Source organism: Luteibacter sp., assembly GCF_036499525.1.
GTDB lineage: Bacteria > Pseudomonadota > Gammaproteobacteria > Xanthomonadales > Rhodanobacteraceae > Luteibacter.
Genome location: NZ_DASYDO010000033.1, coordinates 1 through 16,448 on the forward strand (window position 1 = coordinate 1; position 16,448 = coordinate 16,448).

The 16,448-nt window shown below is 65.4% G+C and carries 17 protein-coding genes; 10 read left to right on the forward strand and 7 right to left on the reverse strand.

Translation table 11 applies throughout. From position 1 onward, the window contains the following. The 6 genes from VGM71_RS06980 to VGM71_RS07005 all read left to right on the forward strand — a co-directional run. Window positions 1–898, forward strand: an 898-nt coding sequence (locus tag VGM71_RS06980; RefSeq protein ID WP_331543373.1) for a DUF6402 family protein, incomplete at its 5' end; no start/stop codon positions are given. A gap of 4 nt (window positions 899–902) precedes the next feature. Then, entirely contained in the window at window positions 903–1,484 is a 582-nt protein-coding gene (locus VGM71_RS06985; RefSeq protein WP_331543375.1) for a hypothetical protein, read from the forward strand. Beyond that, entirely contained in the window at window positions 1,474–1,584 is a 111-nt protein-coding gene (locus VGM71_RS06990; protein ID WP_331543377.1) for a DUF6402 family protein, read from the forward strand. The genes VGM71_RS06985 and VGM71_RS06990 overlap by 11 nt, the downstream gene beginning before the upstream one ends. An 84-nt stretch (window positions 1,585–1,668) precedes the next feature. Then, complete coding sequence (locus VGM71_RS06995; protein ID WP_331543379.1) at window positions 1,669–2,442, forward strand: hypothetical protein; 774 nt, start codon at window positions 1,669–1,671, stop codon at window positions 2,440–2,442. Between the two features lie 38 nt (window positions 2,443–2,480). Beyond that, on the forward strand, window positions 2,481–4,154 hold the full coding sequence (gene acpA, locus VGM71_RS07000; RefSeq protein ID WP_331543381.1) for an acid phosphatase: 1,674 nt from the start codon (window positions 2,481–2,483) through the stop codon (window positions 4,152–4,154). 164 nt (window positions 4,155–4,318) lie between these two features. Next, window positions 4,319–5,113 carry an undecaprenyl-diphosphate phosphatase gene (locus VGM71_RS07005; RefSeq protein ID WP_331543383.1) on the forward strand — a complete coding sequence of 265 codons (795 nt, stop codon included), beginning with the start codon at window positions 4,319–4,321 and terminating at the stop codon, window positions 5,111–5,113. 163 nt (window positions 5,114–5,276) lie between these two features. Here VGM71_RS07005 and VGM71_RS07010 read toward each other — a convergent pair whose 3' ends face one another. Continuing rightward, window positions 5,277–6,260: a LysR family transcriptional regulator gene (locus tag VGM71_RS07010; protein WP_331543385.1), complete on the reverse strand. Its 984-nt coding sequence runs from the start codon at window positions 6,258–6,260 to the stop codon at window positions 5,277–5,279. Between the two features lie 193 nt (window positions 6,261–6,453). On the opposite strand from VGM71_RS07010, the gene VGM71_RS07015 reads away from it, so the two are divergent. Genes VGM71_RS07015 through VGM71_RS07030 form a run of 4 tightly spaced genes read left to right on the forward strand, consistent with a single transcriptional unit; the run spans window position 6,454 to window position 13,063 of the window. Then, complete coding sequence (locus VGM71_RS07015; RefSeq protein ID WP_331543387.1) at window positions 6,454–7,659, forward strand: efflux RND transporter periplasmic adaptor subunit; 1,206 nt, start codon at window positions 6,454–6,456, stop codon at window positions 7,657–7,659. 7 nt (window positions 7,660–7,666) lie between these two features. Continuing rightward, complete coding sequence (locus VGM71_RS07020) at window positions 7,667–10,858, forward strand: multidrug efflux RND transporter permease subunit (protein WP_331543389.1); 3,192 nt, start codon at window positions 7,667–7,669, stop codon at window positions 10,856–10,858. Window position 10,859: 1 nt separating this feature from the next. Then, the gene (locus VGM71_RS07025; protein ID WP_331543391.1) at window positions 10,860–12,293 is read left to right on the forward strand and encodes a TolC family protein; all 1,434 of its coding nucleotides are present in this window, start codon (window positions 10,860–10,862) and stop codon (window positions 12,291–12,293) included. After that, window positions 12,290–13,063, forward strand: coding sequence for an SDR family NAD(P)-dependent oxidoreductase (locus tag VGM71_RS07030; protein ID WP_331543393.1), 774 nt, complete (start codon window positions 12,290–12,292; stop codon window positions 13,061–13,063). Before VGM71_RS07025 ends, VGM71_RS07030 begins: the two co-directional genes overlap by 4 nt. Window positions 13,064–13,068: 5 nt before the next feature. Here the strand turns inward: VGM71_RS07030 and VGM71_RS07035 are convergent, their stop codons facing one another. From VGM71_RS07035 to VGM71_RS07060, 6 genes are all read right to left on the reverse strand, one after another. Then, window positions 13,069–14,232: an AI-2E family transporter gene (locus VGM71_RS07035; protein WP_331543395.1), complete on the reverse strand. Its 1,164-nt coding sequence runs from the start codon at window positions 14,230–14,232 to the stop codon at window positions 13,069–13,071. After that, window positions 14,229–14,546 carry a hypothetical protein gene (locus VGM71_RS07040; RefSeq protein WP_331543397.1) on the reverse strand — a complete coding sequence of 106 codons (318 nt, stop codon included), beginning with the start codon at window positions 14,544–14,546 and terminating at the stop codon, window positions 14,229–14,231. Before VGM71_RS07040 ends, VGM71_RS07035 begins: the two co-directional genes overlap by 4 nt. Before the next feature lie 5 nt (window positions 14,547–14,551). Further along, on the reverse strand, window positions 14,552–14,998 hold the full coding sequence (locus VGM71_RS07045; RefSeq protein WP_331543398.1) for an ABC transporter ATP-binding protein: 447 nt from the start codon (window positions 14,996–14,998) through the stop codon (window positions 14,552–14,554). 56 nt (window positions 14,999–15,054) lie between these two features. Continuing rightward, window positions 15,055–15,444 (reverse strand): hypothetical protein, encoded by a 390-nt coding sequence (locus VGM71_RS07050; protein ID WP_331543400.1) that lies wholly within the window; start codon window positions 15,442–15,444, stop codon window positions 15,055–15,057. Between the two features lie 67 nt (window positions 15,445–15,511). Beyond that, a complete protein-coding gene (locus tag VGM71_RS07055) occupies window positions 15,512–15,670 on the reverse strand; it encodes a DUF1328 domain-containing protein (RefSeq protein WP_166700115.1) in 159 nt (52 codons plus the stop codon). A 115-nt stretch (window positions 15,671–15,785) separates the two neighbouring features. Next, window positions 15,786–16,412 carry a YbhB/YbcL family Raf kinase inhibitor-like protein gene (locus tag VGM71_RS07060; protein WP_331543402.1) on the reverse strand — a complete coding sequence of 209 codons (627 nt, stop codon included), beginning with the start codon at window positions 16,410–16,412 and terminating at the stop codon, window positions 15,786–15,788. Window positions 16,413–16,448 lie beyond the last annotated feature (36 nt).

Below are 16,448 nucleotides of genomic sequence, written 5' to 3' on the forward strand. Positions count from 1 at the left end.
GATCGACGTTTCCCACGCGGCCGATGGCCTGGGTCCGGACACGATGATGACCCCGGAGCACATGGAGCTGCGCCTGAAGCCCATCAGCGACCCGGAACCCACCAAGGTCGTCATCCCGACCCTGCACATCCGGGAAATTCCCGGGGCGATGCGCCGCATGGGCTGGCACGTTTCGGCGGCGCTGATGGAGCGCTGGTTCGAGGCACCGGCCTGGACGATGCCGGGGGAGTGGAAGGAGGAACAAAGCCAGCCTGAACCCGCGGACATTCCTTCTGCGCACGTGAACACATCGATCGTCCGCATGGATTGGGCGCGTGCCTTCCTACGGTGCCAAAAGGGCATGGATTTACTGCGCGAGGACATGGCCAATCCCGCGGCGCTCAACTTGCTTCGAAAGAGGATTGAGGCGCTGGACTGGGACGGCCGGATTTCCGTGGAATTCGGCCGCCGCGATATGAATGCGATCGAATTGGACCAGAAGTGCCAGGCGAACAGCCGAGGTTTCGGCGAGCATTACGACACCCTCGACGACATGTACGGTGCGTTGGGAAAGGCCACACTGAAAGTAGCGCTGATCGGTGAGGCCATGCGCAACGCATGGACCGGCCGGCTGGCCCTGCATGTGACCCACGTCGGCTTCTACCTTCGTGACAACTACGATTTCAACGGCTTCCAGTTCCTCGGTACCTGGACGCACAACAGGGTGCTGACCAAGGCGCAAATGGTCATGAACGCGATGTTCGACAGCATGGTGTTCCAGTGGCACGGGGAGGCCATCGGCAATGTCTTCAACCATGATTTCGACCGTTACCGTCAGGCGAGCGGCCGTGGCGGCGACTTCGTGATCTATTCCGACGTGCACTGGGAAGACGCGGGCTTCTGGCTCGACCTGGGTTGAAGCCATGCGAACCACCGTCGTCGCCTTTCTCGCCCTTGTCGCTGTCCTTCTTTATGTCGCCTCCAACTGGTGGGAAAAGGCGTGGGGCACCTATGCCTTTTCGGAGACGAGTCCCGATGGATGTATCCGTGTGGATACTTTCGATCCGTACTGGGTACTTCCCTCCCTGTTTCATCCGATACCCCATCCCGATCCGGAGGCACGGCCCTTGTGGCTTGCCTCGTGGGAGGCCCCCGTGTTCCGCCGTGCCTATGAGGCCAGTACAGGGAAATTCCTGGGCGAGACCATCGTTTACGAGCCTCCAGTGGCCTTCGATGGCTACGATTGGGGGGACGTGCGATCGGTCGGTCGCCGCGACATCGCAGTCAACGGCTTCCCGCTTGCCACGACAGACCGGTGTGCGGACGAGGCTACGCTGAAGCGGCTGGGCGACTATTACGAAAAGAGGCGGGAAAAGCACAGGCTCTGGTGGGAGAAACTTCAACCGGAGTTGGACAGGCGCCAGCGCGAGCGCGAAGCCGCGCAAAATCAGCAGCATGATGCGCAAACAGACCGGCAGGCCCATCGGCAACGCCTTGAACCATGACTTCGACCGTTACCATCAGGCGAGCGGCCGCGGTGGCGACCTCGTGATCTATTCCGACGTGCATTGGGAAGCGGCGGGCTTCTGGCTCGACCTGGGTTGAGGCGATGCGGACTACCATCGTCGCTGTCGTCGCCTTCCTCGCCCTCACCACCGTCCTGCGAGCGGAAAGCCTTTCGATAGCAGCATGTTCCCTCAACCGTACGGCGGTCCAGCCAGCAAGCGGCGCGGGCGTAACAAGGATTACGCTGGCAGCATCGGTCTGTTGCCTTCGTGGGATCCGATCATGCGTTTCAACCCCGCTCTTCTTGCCGTCGCCCTTGCCGCTTCGCCATTTCTTGCGAATGCCGCGCAACGCACCTACGCCAACCCTGTCGACATCGACTACCGCTACAACTTCGAGCAGATGAACGAGGGGATTTCCTATCGCACGGGCGCCGATCCGGTCATCGTGCGGTATGGCGATGCGTATTACCTGTTCCAGACACTGGTCGCCGGCGGCAAGCTGTTTCTCATGCCATCGGCTTTCGGCCCGCGGCCACTGATGGCTTCGACCGATCCGGCTCATGGGCACCATGGCTGGGAACGTTTCGGCCCCGATCATTCGATGGGCGACAAGCCCTCCTATATCGAAGGCTCATGGATGAACAAGCACAAGGGCCGCTATTACTTCCAGTACGCCGCGCCGGGCACCGAATACAACGTGTACGGAACAGGCGTCTATGTGGGCAAGGGACCGCTCGGTCCGTTCGAGTACGGGCCGTACAATCCCGTCGGCTACAACGTTCGCTGGGGCCTGGGGGCGGATCGCCTGCACTCGACTTACCAGCGTTTCGCGGACCAGCCTACTTCGTTTACCCTGCGAAGTCTCAACAAGGGCGTCCGTTACGTCGTAGCCGTGGAGGCGTTCGACGAGCGAGGTGTCTCACCGTTGTCACAGGTCGTACAGATCGTTCCGTAACGATGGGCGACCCCCCGACTCCCCATCGGATCCATCGCATGACCAACAAGCACGATGACGACACCCTCGACACCGGCCGGCGCCGCCTGCTCGGAGGCATGGCTACCACCAGTGCGCTGCTGGCACTGGGCGGCCTGCCGGACGCGGCCGCCAACGCCAAGGGCACGGCTCCGGTGGCACCGGGCGGCAAGGAAATGGATGCGCTGCTCGAGAAACACATCCACCAGGTGGTGGTGATCTATGCGGAGAACCGCAGCTTCAACAACCTCTTCGGCGAGTTTCCGGGCCTGCAGCAGCCGTTAAGCGAGGTGCCGAAGGAGCGCTACGTGCAGCGCGACCGCGACGGCAAGCCCTTCGATACCCTCCCGCCGATCTGGGGCGGCCTGGTGCCGCACGAACAGGTGGTGGACCACAAGACCTACAAGATCGTCGAGAAAGACATCGCCGGCCTGCCGAACGCGCCCTGGGCGCTGCACACCGGCGACGGCACGACACCCTTGCCGCACGGCCTCGTCACGCGCGACCTCACCCATGCGTTCTACAACAACCAGCTGCAGATCAACGGCGGCACGAACGACGGGTTCGTGGCCTGGGGCGACAACGGCGCCCTCACGATGGGCTACTACGCCAGCGCGCCCGTGCACCTGCGGCTGTGGCGGCTGGCCGAGCAGTTCACGCTATGCGACAACTTCTTCATGGGCGCCTTCGGCGGTTCGTTCCTCAACCACCAGTACCTCGTGGCCGCGCAGCCACCGGTCTATCCGAACGCGGACAAGAGCCCGGCGCAGTTCAACATCGCGGTGACCGAAAGCGGTGAGCCCACCGACCATCGCCTGAAGATGGCGGAGGATTCACCGAAGAGCGCGATGGACGGCAAGCCGAAGTTTGCGCACCACAACACGCTGACGCCGGATTTCTTCGCGGTGAACACGATCGGGCCGCCCTACTCGCCCGGTTTCAACGTCGATCGCAACAACCCGCTGCTCGCCGACGCGACCAGCGCGAACACACTGCCGCCGCAGTCGCATAAACACATCGGCGACATGCTTTCGGCGAAGGACGTGGACTGGGCCTGGTATGGCGGCGGGTTCCAGGCCGCGCTCGACGGCAAGGGCGACGGTGGCGGCAGCTTTCCGCAGACGCCAAACTTCCAGCCACACCACCAGCCGCTGAACTACTTCGTGTCGCTCGCGCCCGGCACCGTGGCGCGCAAGGAACACTTGCGCGACGGCGGTATCGGCGAAACGCCGTCCACCAACCGCTTCCTGGCCGACGCCGCCGCGGGCAAGCTCCCCGCCGTCGCGTTCTACAAGCCGCAGGGCGATCTCAACATGCATGCAGGCTACTCCGACGTGGAGGCCGGCGATCGCCATATCTCGAACGTCGTGCACGCACTGCGCAAGAGCCCGCAGTGGAAAGACATGCTCGTCGTGGTCACCTTCGACGAGAACGGCGGCTGGTGGGACCACGTGGCACCGCCCAGGGGCGATCGCTGGGGTCCCGGCACGCGCATTCCCGCACTGGTGATCTCGCCTTACGCGAAGAAGGGCCACGTGGAGCACACCATTTACGATACCGGCTCCATCGCACGCTTCCTCACGCGGCGGTTCAAGCTGGAGAAGCTGCCCGGATTGAAGACGCGTGAGGAGGCGATGATCGCCGCGGGCGGCCCCGCGCCGGGCGACCTCACCGAAACCCTGAAGTTCACGTAGGAGCGCGCCCTGCGCGCGACATCTTTTGAGGCTATGAGGAACAGGTTCTGTTGCTCCTCGCGAAAAGCTGTCGCGCGCTGGGCGCGCTCCTACGGGCCGAACTTCTTCTGCACGCCGGGCACCGGCTAAGCTAAGGCGCCGTCCCCCACAGGAATCCCCGCGACGTGAACGACCTGCTCAGCGCCATCCTCCTCGGCATCGTCGAGGGGATCACCGAGTTCCTGCCGATCTCCAGCACGGGTCACCTGCTCATCGCCGAACGCTGGCTGGGCGCGCGATCGGATCTTTTCAATATCGCCATCCAGGCAGGCGCGATCCTCGCCGTCACCTTCATCTACTGGCGCACGCTGTGGAGCCTGGCTGTCAACTGGCGCCGCCCGGAAACCCGCGACTACGTGATGAAGCTGCTGGTCGCCTTCCTGATCACGGCCGCGCTGGGCCTCGTGGTATCGAAGCTGGGTTTCAAGCTGCCGGAAACGGTGACGCCGATCGCCTGGGCGCTCGTCATCGGCGGCGTGTGGATGCTGATCGCGGAGAAATTCGCGGCGAACCGACCCGACCATGCGGCGATCTCGTGGAAGGTTGCGATCCTCGTGGGTCTCGCGCAGATCGTCGCCGGCGTGTTCCCCGGCACCTCGCGCTCGGCCGCCACGATCTTCATCGCGATGCTCGCCGGCACCAATAATCGTGCCGCCGCCACGGAATTCGCCTTCCTCGTCGGCATCCCCACGATGTACGCGGCATCCGGTTACGAACTGCTCAAGACCGTTCGCCATGGCGGTGTTGCCGGCGAGGACTGGACTGGCCTCGGTGTTGCCTTCGTGGTGTCCACCCTCGTGGCCTTCGTGGCGGTGAAGTGGCTGCTCGGCTACATCCGTTCACATCGTTTCACCGCCTTCGCGATCTACCGCATCGTGTTCGGCATCGCCTTGTTGCTGCTCCTGCCCGCCGGCGGCTGAGACGATGCCCGGCGCCCATTGATGCAGCCGTGACGTAGGAGCGCGCCTTGCGCGCGACATTTTTTCGCCAATCCGCAAACCCGGCGCGCCAGCTCCCAGGCACGGCCTCAGGACATGTCGCGCGCTGGGCGCGCTCCTACCCGAAGGCCTTGCCGCGTGCCGGTCAGGCGACCGCGGCGGCCTCTTCCTCGCGGGCTTTGCGCATGCGCGCCATCTCCAGCTGTTGCTGCTGTACCAGCTTGCACTTCGGTTCGCTGGTGCGCTGGAACAGCTCGCTGGTCCATTCGATGAAAGCCTGGACGCGGGCGGATAGGTGGCGCTTCTGCGGATACACGATCCACAGGTTCGAGCCGGTGGATATCGTGTCGGTCATGATGATCTCCAGCAGGCCCTTTTCCAGCGCGGCGTTCGCCAGGCAGTGCGGGGCCTGGATGATGCCGAGGCCGGCGATCGCGGCCTGGATCACCGATTCACCGTCGTTGATCAGCATGTGCGCATCGACATCGACCGACACCCGGCCGCTGGGCGAGTCGAACTGCCACTGGTAGGGCTTGCCGGTGCTCGGATGGACGAAGTTCACCGAACGGTGGTTCTTCAGATCCTCGATGGACGCAGGCATGCCGTGCTTCGCCAGGTACGCCGGAGCGGCACAGAGCACATTGCTGAAATGGCCGATCTTGCGGGCGATCAGGCTGGAATCCGCCAGTTCGCCCATGCGGATGGCGCAGTCGAAGCCTTCCTCGTTCAGGTCGAACGGGAAGTCACACATGGTCAGTTCGAGACGGATATCCGGGTATTTGTGCTCGAACTCGGCCAGGTTGGGGATCAGCGCGGCCCGGCCCACGGCCGACGACGCGGCCACCCGTAGCTTGCCCGCCGGCTTGGTCCTGGCATAGCCGAGCGCCTCTGTGGCCTCGGTAAGGTCGGCGAGTATCTCCTTGCAACGCGCGTAGAACGCGGACCCATCGTCGGTCAAACGCAGCGAACGTGTCGATCTGAAGAACAGTCGCGCGCCCAGGCTCTCCTCCAGGCGCGAGATGGCACGGCTGACGCCCGAGGGGGTCATCTGCAGGTGCTGTGCGGCCGAGGAAAAGTTCTTGGCCTCCACCACGCGGACGAAAACGCTGATAGCTGAAAAATCTTCCATCGTGGGCTCCGGGGCATCGATTCGTGACTGGGGGTCACAGCCGCGATGATTGTAGACCCATTTTTCGCGCGCGAAGCAAGACTTAGATTTCGCAACCTGCGGTGGACCGGCTTGACCTCAACCATGGTTGAGGCGTCAGGCTGCCGGGCTGCCAACCCCTTTTCCCTCCCCTATCGAAGCTCCAGGACCTCCCATGAAGAAGAAAATCCTGTTCGGTTCGTCCGCCCTCGCGGTGGCCATCGCTTCGGCGTTCTGGCTGAGCGCTGGCAGCTCGGCCAGCCACGCCAGCGAGCCCGCGGCGGCCCCGCCGGCGCCGGAAGTCACCGTGGCCCAGGTTCTGCTGCGCCCCGTCTCCGATGCGAATGCCTTCACCGGCCGCATCCAGGCGGTGGACACCATCCAGATCAAGCCACGGGTCAACGGCTATATCGACGCCATCCATTTCCGCGAAGGCGCCGCGGTGAAGAAGGGCGACCTTCTCTTCACGATCGACCCGCGCCCATACCGTGCCGAAGCCGGCCGCCTCGCCGCCAACCTCGCCCAGGCGAAGGCAGAGGCGAAGAACGCCGACGCGAACGCAGCCCGCGGCAACAAGCTGGTGGAGCAGCATGCCGTGTCGCGTGAGGAAGCCGACCGCCTCGATACCGCCGCCGCCAGCGCGAAGGCGCAGGTCGCGTCGGTGCAGGCGGCGCTCGATAACGCCCAGCTCAACCTCTCGTTCACCCAGGTGCGTGCGCCGGTCGACGGCAAGGTCAGCAACGCCCAGATCACCGCGGGCAACCTCGTGACGCCGAACGACACGCTTACCAGCGTCGTCACCGTCGACCCGATGTACGTGTATTTCGACGTGGACGAGCAGACCTTCCTGAAGCTGGATCGCCTGCGCCGCCAGAGTGGCCGGGCGCCGGCCGTCGAGATGGGCCTCGCCGACGAAGAAGGCTATCCGCACGTCGGCAAGATCGACTTCATCGACAACCAGGTACGCGCCGGTGCCGGCACGATCCGCCTGCGCGCGGTGTTCCCGAATGCCGATGGTGCCTACACCGCCGGCCTGTTCGCCCGCGTGGAACTGCGCAGCGGCGACACCCAGCCGCGCGCGCTGATCGATGACAAGGCCGTAGGCACCGACCTCGGCAACAAGTTCGTCTACGTGGTCGGCAAGGACAAGAAGGTTGAATACCGCCGCGTGGCCACTGGCGCGCTGGTGGACGGACTTCGCGTGGTCGACTCGGGCCTCGGCGCCGACGACGTGGTCGTGGTGAACGGCCTGCAGCGCGTGCGCCCGGGCGTCGAAGTGAATGCGAAGCGTGTCGCCATGGCGTCGCTGGTACCGGAAGGCGCGCGCAACGTCGCCTCGCGTCCGGCCGGCGTCGACAGCGTGGCGCAGAACCAGGATTGATCCACCCATGAAAATTGCCCAATTCTTCGTCGACCGCCCGATTCTCGCGGGCGTGCTGTCGGTGCTGTTCCTGATCGCGGGCAGTATCGCCGTGTTCAAGCTGCCGATCAGCGAATATCCGGAAGTGGTGCCGCCGACGGTAGTGGTGCGCGCTTCCTATCCCGGCGCCAATCCCAAGGTAATCGCCGAAACCGTCGCCACGCCGCTCGAAGAGCAGATCAACGGCGTGGAAGGCATGCTCTACACCTCATCGCAGGCCACGAGCGACGGCGCCATGACCCTCACGGTCACCTTCGCCCTCGGCACCGACCTGGACAACGCGCAGGTGCAGGTGCAGAACCGTGTGTCGCAGGCGCTGCCGCGCCTGCCTGAGGAAGTGCAGCGACTTGGCGTGACGACGAACAAGAGTTCGCCCGACCTCACCATGGTCGTGCACCTCACGTCGCCCGACCACCGTTACGACATGCTCTACCTGTCGAACTACGCCCGCACGCGCATCAAGGACCAGCTTGCCCGTCTCGACGGCGTGGGCGATGTGCAGCTGTTCGGCGCCGGCGAGTACAGCATGCGCATCTGGATGAATCCGGAGAAGCTGGCGATCCGCAACCTCACCACGGGCGACGTGATCAAGGCCGTCCGCGAGCAGAACATCGAGGTGGCTGCCGGTGCGCTCAACGCGCCGCCGGGTCCGAACACGTCCGCCTTCCAGGTGAATATCAACACGCGCGGGCGCCTCGTCACCGAGGACGACTTCCTCAACATCATCGTGCGCAGCGACGCGTCCGGTTCCGTCACGCACCTGCGCGACGTGGCCCGCGTGGAACTGGGTTCGAACAACTACGCGCTGCGCAGTCTGCTGAACAATCGCGAGGCGGTGGCGATTCCCATCTTCCAGCGTCCCGGCTCGAATGCCATCGCCATCTCCGACGCGGTACGCGCGGAAATGGCCACGCTGAAGAAGGACTTCCCGCAGGGCGTGGACTATTCGATCGTCTACGACCCGACGGTGTTCGTGCGCGGCTCCATCGACGCCGTGGTGCATACGCTGTTCGAGGCGATCGTCCTCGTCGTGCTGGTGGTGATCCTGTTCTTGCAGACATGGCGCGCGTCGATCATTCCGCTCGTGGCGGTGCCGGTGTCGCTGATCGGTACGTTCGCGGTGATGTACCTCGCCGGGTTCTCACTCAACGCGTTGTCGCTGTTCGGCCTGGTGCTGGCCATCGGTATCGTGGTCGACGACGCGATCGTGGTCGTGGAGAACGTGGAGCGACACATCGAGCACGGGCTCGATCCAAAAATGGCCACGCGGCAGGCGATGACTGAAGTGACCGGCCCCATCGTCGCGACCGCCCTCGTGCTGTGCGCGGTGTTCGTGCCCGCCGCCTTCATCAGCGGCCTGACCGGGCAGTTCTATCGCCAGTTCGCACTGACCATCGCCATCTCCACGGTGATCTCGGCGTTCAACTCGCTGACCCTGAGCCCGGCGCTCTCCGCCATCCTGCTGAAGGGTCGTGACGAACCGAAGGACAGGCTCACGGTGTGGATGGACCGTAGCCTCGGCTGGCTGTTCCGTCCCTTCAACCGCACGTTCGAGCGCGGCGCGCACGGCTACGTCGGTGGCGTGAAGAAGATCCTGCGTTTCTCGGGCATCGTGCTGGTCATCTATGCCGGTCTCGTCGGCCTGGCCTTCTTCGGCTTCTCGAAGGTGCCGACCGGCTTCGTGCCCTCACAGGACAAGCAGTACCTCGTATCGTTCGCCCAGTTGCCCGACGCCGCCTCGCTGGATCGCACCGAAGGGGTGATCCGTCGCATGGGCGACATCGCTCTGGCCCAGCCCGGCGTGGAAAGCGCCGTGCAGTTCCCCGGCCTGTCGATCAATGGCTTCACCAACAGCACCAATGCCGGCATCGTCTTCGTGACGTTGAAGCCATTCGAGGAACGCCGTAGCGCGGACGTCTCGGCCGACGCGATCGCCGCGGCGCTGAACGCGAAGTTCGCCTCGATCCAGGATGCGTACATCGCGATCTTCCCGCCCCCCCCGGTGAACGGCCTCGGCACGATCGGCGGCTTCCGCATGCAGATCGAGGATCGCGGTGGCCTGGGCTTCGATGAGCTGTACAAGCAGACCCAGGGCATCATCGGAGCCAGCCAGAAGACGCCGGAGCTCGCGCACCTGTTCACCAGCTTCCAGGTGAGCGTGCCGCAGTTCGATGCCGACGTGGATCGCGAGAAGGCCAAGTCGGAAGGCATCGACCTGGGCGACGTGTTCCAGACGATGCAGGCTTACCTCGGCTCGCTCTACGTCAACGACTTCAACCGTTTCGGCCGCACCTACCAGGTGAACGTGTCGGCGGAGCCGTCGTTCCGTCATGAGCCGTCCGACATCGTGGGCCTGAAGACCCGCAACGCCGCCGGCGACCTCGTGCCGCTGGGCTCGTTCCTCACCGTGCGCCAGGCCAACGGCCCGGATCGCGTGCAGCACTACAACGGCGTCCCCACCGCGGAAATCAACGGCAGCCCGGCTCCGGGTTACAGCACGGGCCAGGCGCAGGACGCGATGGAAGCACTGGTGAAAGCCAGCCTGCCGAACGGCATGAGCTTCGAGTGGACCGAGCTCACCTACCAGCAGATCCTGGCCGGCAACACCGCCGTGCTGGTGTTCCCGCTGTCGGTGCTGCTGGTCTTCCTGGTGCTGGCCTCGCTGTACGAGAGCCTGAGCCTGCCGCTGGCCGTGATCCTGATCGTGCCCATGGTGCTGCTGTCCGCGATCTTCGGTGTGTTCATCACCGGCGGCGACAACAACATCTTCACCCAGATCGGCCTGATCGTCCTGGTCGGCCTCGCTTGCAAGAACGCGATCCTTATCGTGGAGTTCGCCCGCGAAGCGGAAGTCGAAGGCATGAACCGCGTGGACGCGGTGCTCGAAGCCGCCCGCCTGCGACTGCGCCCGATCCTGATGACGTCGTTCGCCTTCATCATGGGCGTGGTGCCGCTGGTGACTTCGCACGGTGCGGGCGCGGAGATGCGTCATGCGATGGGTGTGGCCGTGTTCTCCGGCATGCTCGGCGTGACCTTCTTCGGCCTCATCTTCACCCCGCTCTTCTACGTGCTGATCCGCGCCTGGAACGAACGCTCGGAGGCCCGCCGCGTGGCGCGCCGCGAGCGCCGCCTCCTCGCCCACGCGGCACGGGAGTCCTGATATGAAAACCATGTTCCGTAGTACCGCCCTGTTCGTGGCCATCGTCCTCGCCGGTTGCGCGAGCGTGGGCCCCGACTACCACGCGCCCAAGGAAGCGCCGGTGACGCTGCAGGGCGTCGACGCCGCCCATCAGGACAACGCCGGATTCCAGGCGCAGTGGTGGAAGCAGTTCGGCGATCCCACGCTCGACTCGCTGATCGTCCGCGCGGCGAAGAACGCGCCGGACCTCAGGATCGCGGTGGCCCGCCTTGCCCAGGCGCGCGCCGCCCTGGGTACGGCGAAGTCGCAGCAGATCCCGGACATCGAGACGGGCGTGTCGTACCAGCGCAGCCGCGGGCAGCAACCCGGCTTCAGCGACCAACGCTCCACCGTCACGGCGTACCAGGCCGGTTTCGATGCGTCGTGGGAACTCGACCTGTTCGGCGGCATTCGCCGTTCGGTCGAGGCAGCGCGCGCCGATGCCGGTGCCGGTCAGGCCTCGTTGCAGAACGCGCAGGTCACGCTGTTCGCCGAAGTGGCACGCAACTACTTCGACCTGCGTGGCACGCAGCTGCGCATTGACGTGGCGAAGCGCGACATCGCCAACCAGCAGGATTCGCTGAAGGTCATCGCCGCCCGCGTCGAAGTGGGCACGGGCGCCGAGCAGGATCTCGCGAGCGCAAAGGCCCGCCTTGCCGCCGTGGAAGCCCAGCTTCCCGTGCTCGAAACCCAGGCCAGCGCCGACCAGTTCCGCCTCGCGGTGCTGCTCGGCGAGCGTCCGGGCGAACTGGACATCGACCTGTCGCCGGCGTCGTTCAAGCCCATCGACGCCACGCTCGCCATCGGCGGCGCGGACGAGGTGCTGCAGCGCCGCCCGGACATCCGCATGGCGGAGCGCGAGCTCGCCGCCGCGAACGCGCGGATCGGCGTGGCGAAGGCAGACTACTTCCCGCACATCTCGCTGGGCGGCTTCATCGGCTTCCTCGCGGGGCGCAGCAACGACTTCGGCGGCGCCGACTCGCGCGCGTGGTCGATCGCGCCGAGCATTTCGTGGTCGGGCCTCAACGTGCAGCGCGTTCGTTCCGGCGTGAAGGGTGCCAAAGCGCGAGCCGACGAAGCACGTGCCAACTACGACCGCACCGTGCTCACCGCGCTGGAAGACGTCGACAATTCGCTGGTCGCCTTCAATCGCCAGCGCGAGCGTGTGGAGAAGCTGGTGGTGCAGGCGAGCGAAAGCCAGCGCGCCGCGGGCCTGGCGAAGCTGCGCTACGACGCAGGCCGTACCGACTACCTCGAACTGCTGGACGCGGAACGCACCCAGTTGGCGGCGGAAGACCAGTTGGCCGAAGCCGAGGCAGGCATCAACCTGCGTGCCGTGCAGCTGTACAAGGCCCTGGGTGGCGGTTGGCAGGCCTGCGGCAACGACGCGTGCAGCGAGGTTGCTAAAGTGCCATGAGTACGGCCAAGGTCCATCGCCTGCCGGTTCAGCCCCGGCGCAGCAAGACCGTGTCGGTCGAACCGCCGCTCAGCCAGCGCGTCGCGCTGGTAAGCGGCGCCAACCGCGGCATCGGCCTCGAGGTGTCGAAGCAGCTTGCCGCGGCCGGTGTCACGGTGTTCATGGGCATGCGCGAACCCGGCAAGGGCGAGAAGGCCGCGCGCGCCATCCGCGAACTCGGCGGCGACGCGCACGCGATCAAGTTGAATGTGACTAAACAGGACGATATCGAGCGGGCCATCGCCCATATCGGCGACCACTTCGGCCGGCTCGACATCCTCGTGAACAACGCCGGCGGCTATTACGACCCCGAAGGCCGCCCCTCGGTGCCGGACCTTGAGGCCATCCGCGGCGCACTCGACGTGAACCTCATCGGCGCATGGTGCCTCACCGCCGCCGCACTGCCGCTGATGAAGCGGCATGGCTATGGGCGCGTGGTGAACGTATCGAGCGAGTGCGCGGTGCGCGCGATATGCGGCGAGAACAGCCCCGCCTATCGCGTCTCGAAGGCGGCGCTCAACGCGTACACGCAAGTGCTTGCCCGCGAACTCGCAGGCAGCGGCATCGCCGTCAACGCCGTCTGCCCCGGCTGGACCGCCACCGCCTTGGGCGGAAGTGGAGGCCGGCCGGCGGCGGAAAGCGCGGAAGGTATCGTGTGGGCGGCGCTGCTCTCGGAACGCGAAGCGTCGTCAGGCGAGTTCTTCCGCGACCGGACGAAGATCGCCTGGTAAACGGGTCAGCGCGACACGATGTGCGCGAACCACTGCCAGCCGCGCAGTTTCGCGGTGATCAGCTTCACGCAGGTCAGCATCGGTACGGCGAGCAGTGCACCGGGGATGCCCCATAGCCAGCCCCAGATCAGCAGCCAGAGCAGGATCGCCACCGGGCTCAGGCGCGAGCGGCGTCCTTGCAGCATCGGCGTGATCATGTTGCCTTCGACGGCGGTGATGCCGGCGAAGGTGGCCGCCGGCAGCAGTGCCGGGCCCAGTTCCTGGAAATGCAGCGTGCCGACGATGGCAAGGATCGTCGTCGTCGTGATGGCGCCGACATAAGGAATGAAGTTGGCTATCGCCGCGACGCTGCCCCATAGCAGCGGATCCGGCACACCATACAAGTACAGCATGCCGGCGGTGACGAGGCCCAGCGTGACGTTGATCGCGGCCGTCAGCAGCAGGTAACTCGAGACTTCCACCTGGATGCTGCGGACGATACTGACCGTATGTCGCTTGTACGAGAACGTGGGCGATATCTCGACGGCTCGTCGCAGGATCTCGTCGCCGTAAACCAGGAAGAAGAACACCAGCAGTGCCACCGTCAGGATGCTGGCGAGGACTTTGGGCGCACCCGCGACGATGTCCCATGCGGTGAAGGCGAGCCCGTTGGGGCTCTGCGGCACGTTCCGCGCCACCGTGCCACCCACGAGCGTCTGCGTGGCCCGGCTGGCCGCCTCGATCTGCTGGGTCATCGGCTTGATCTTCGGCGCAAAAGCCCGCATCGCAGTGGGCGCTTCATGGAACCAGTTCAGTGCGGGAGTGGAGAGAGTAGCCACCGCCGACACCAGGCCGGTGCCGAGCAGGATCATCACCGTCACCGCGGCAAGCCAGCGCGGGATGCGCACGCGCGCCGCCGCGGCGACGATGGGATTGAGCGCCAGGCCGATGAAACCGGCAAGCACGAGCGGCACCAGGATCGATTTGCCGATCGCCACCGTATAGAGCAGCGCCAGCATGATGATGCCGGTGAGCGAGATACGGATGGAACGCAGATGTCGCGAGATGCGCCGGGTGCTCCGGCTGCTTCCGGGCGTGCGCCGCGAACGCGCCGCGATCGTGGACACGGCGACACCGGGCGCCGCGGTGGAGGGGAGCGGCGTGGGAAGCGGACTGGGAAGGTCGCTCATGGAGCCTCGTCGGCGACGTCCACGGCGTCGCTGGCAAATTCACCGAGGAAGCTGCCGGCTGCGATCGATACGCCCCGGGCGATGAGGTCGGCCACGCCGCCGGCCACCACCCCGCTCACACCGGGAACGGCGAGCGGGTTGAGCTTGATGTTGCTGAGCAGGAAACCGGAACCCGCGGCGATGCCGAGCACGGTCAGGGGATGCTCGTAACCGCGAGCGATGAGCGCCGCGGCAGGGCGCACCGTCTCTTCGCGGGCGGCTATCACCCGCGCGCGAGCGGCGGTGACCTTCGCCATGCTGTTGAAAATGCCCATGCCTGCTACTCCCCCGCCTCTCTGGATTCCGCCTTGCCCTGCCTTGCCGCCTCGCGCGCCAGCATGGCGAACTCCGAGCGCGTGGCCGGAAGGGTAAGCCAGTGCATGGCGCGGCGGAAGAGAAGGATGGCCCCGACCAGCAGCAGCAGCTGGATACCTGCGAGCACGGTGAGCGCCCATGCCCACGAACCGAACCATTGCGCCAGGCCCCAGCCAGCCAGCGCCAGCAAGGTGAAGCCCAGCGCCACGGCGAAGACGATGGCTGCCAGGCCCATGAACAGCATCGTGACGATGCCGCTGCGCGCCAGCCCCAACTCGGCCGAGAGCAGCTTGAGCTGCGCCGCGAAGAGTTCCTTCAGGCCGGCTCCAAGGCGGCGGAGATCATCCAGCCACGAGGGGGCGGCGGGTTTCGGTTCACCCGCCGCCCCCTCGCCGGATGTCGGCTTGTCCACGTCGTGTCGCCCCGAGGGACCGTCTTCCAGCATGCCAAGCCCCCTGGGGTTCGGGATCAGTTACGCAGGATGCGGCCGGCCAGCCAACCGGCGGCAAGCGCCAGTGCGACCGACTGCACGGGTTTCTCGCGCACGTACTCGCGGGCCGTATCCAGCCAGTCGTTGGTCTTGTCCACCGCCTCGTCGTACGCCTCCTTGCCGCGCATCTTCGCCTCTTCAGCCTTCTCGGCAGCGCGCGTCGCGCCGTGGGCGGCCTTGTCGGTGGCGGTGTGCAAGGTGTCTTCAACCTTGTCCGCAGCCCGTTCGACAGCGTCCTTGGTGCGGTCCACGGCTTCGGAGGTGGCCTGCTTCACTCGCTCGGCGCGTGCGTCGATGCGCTCGGCGGCCGAAACGGTGTTCGCGGCGGCGGTCGCGGCGTTGGCGACATGGTCGGCGGGCTTGTTCATGGACTTCTCTCCGGTACGGGGTCTGACACGTTAAGTCAAAAAAGGTGACGCGGGGGTAACGGGGCCGCTAAACGCTTCGGCCGCGGAAAAAAGAAATGATCGCCAGGATCAGGAAGACAACGAACAGGATCTTCGCGATGCCGGCCGCCGTGCCGGCGATACCGCCGAAGCCGAACACAGCCGCGATGATCGCGATGACGAGGAAGACGAGGGCGTAGTGCAGCATGATGGGTTCTCCGTGGGGTAGCGCGGCACCATTTAGTCCCGCGCCCCGCGCATGCAACGTGAAGCTTCCTCAGTCTTGCTCAATACACGTTCAGCCTGCCGCCTTCACCGCGCCATCACGCCTTCACTTTCGGGTTCAGCGAGTAGGTGCCGGTGATCGTAGCCTCGTCGACGACGTGGCCTTCCATGACGTCGCGAAGCTCGGCGAGGGAGAAGCCCTTGGCCAACTCGAGACGCGGCACATCGAGTGCGTAGACGTGGAAATGGTAGTGGTGCCTGATCGTATCGTTCCATGGCGGGCACGGACCGTCGTAGCCCAGGTAATGACCTTCCATGTCGCGATCGCCCTTGAACCAGCCGGTGTAATCGTTGAGACCCTGCACCGATCCGGGCGGACCGGCCGGGTCCCTCTTGCCCCGCGCCACGATGCCTTCGCCGCAGGCGCCCTCACCCAGTTCACGGCATTCCAGCGGGATATTGGCCATCAGCCAGTGGACGAATTCCACGCGCGGCAGATCGTGGCGGACCTCGCGTCCTTCCACGTTCACGTCGTCGGGCTTCGATGGCACGTCGGTGTCGATCACGGCGATGACGAAGGACTTCGCCGTGGCGGGTACTTCGGTCCAGGCCAGGTGCGGGGACATGTTGCCAGCCGGCTTGATCGGTTCGCCACCCTGCTCCATGAACGCGTTTTTCGGCGGAATCGCCTTGCCCTGCTCGATGCTGTCGCTCTTGAGTCGCATGGGTTACTCCTTCTTACTTATTTTTGTAGGTCACCT

Bases quoted from the DNA above. Each gene is read 5' to 3' on its own strand.
- VGM71_RS07010 (WP_331543385.1), bottom strand. From the start codon at position 6,260: ATGGAAGATTTTTCAGCTATCAGCGTTTTCGTCCGCGTGGTGGAGGCC.
- VGM71_RS07035 (WP_331543395.1), bottom strand. From the start codon at position 14,232: ATGAGCGACCTTCCCAGTCCGCTTCCCACGCCGCTCCCCTCCACCGCG.
- VGM71_RS06995 (WP_331543379.1), top strand. From the start codon at position 1,669: ATGTTCCCTCAACCGTACGGCGGTCCAGCCAGCAAGCGGCGCGGGCGT.
- VGM71_RS06985 (WP_331543375.1), top strand. From the start codon at position 903: ATGCGAACCACCGTCGTCGCCTTTCTCGCCCTTGTCGCTGTCCTTCTT.
- VGM71_RS07055 (WP_166700115.1), bottom strand. From the start codon at position 15,670: ATGCTGCACTACGCCCTCGTCTTCCTCGTCATCGCGATCATCGCGGCT.
- VGM71_RS07020 (WP_331543389.1), top strand. From the start codon at position 7,667: ATGAAAATTGCCCAATTCTTCGTCGACCGCCCGATTCTCGCGGGCGTG.
- VGM71_RS07025 (WP_331543391.1), top strand. From the start codon at position 10,860: ATGAAAACCATGTTCCGTAGTACCGCCCTGTTCGTGGCCATCGTCCTC.
- VGM71_RS07030 (WP_331543393.1), top strand. From the start codon at position 12,290: ATGAGTACGGCCAAGGTCCATCGCCTGCCGGTTCAGCCCCGGCGCAGC.
- VGM71_RS07015 (WP_331543387.1), top strand. From the start codon at position 6,454: ATGAAGAAGAAAATCCTGTTCGGTTCGTCCGCCCTCGCGGTGGCCATC.
- VGM71_RS07050 (WP_331543400.1), bottom strand. From the start codon at position 15,444: ATGAACAAGCCCGCCGACCATGTCGCCAACGCCGCGACCGCCGCCGCG.
- acpA (WP_331543381.1), top strand. From the start codon at position 2,481: ATGACCAACAAGCACGATGACGACACCCTCGACACCGGCCGGCGCCGC.
- VGM71_RS07040 (WP_331543397.1), bottom strand. From the start codon at position 14,546: ATGGGCATTTTCAACAGCATGGCGAAGGTCACCGCCGCTCGCGCGCGG.
- VGM71_RS07060 (WP_331543402.1), bottom strand. From the start codon at position 16,412: ATGCGACTCAAGAGCGACAGCATCGAGCAGGGCAAGGCGATTCCGCCG.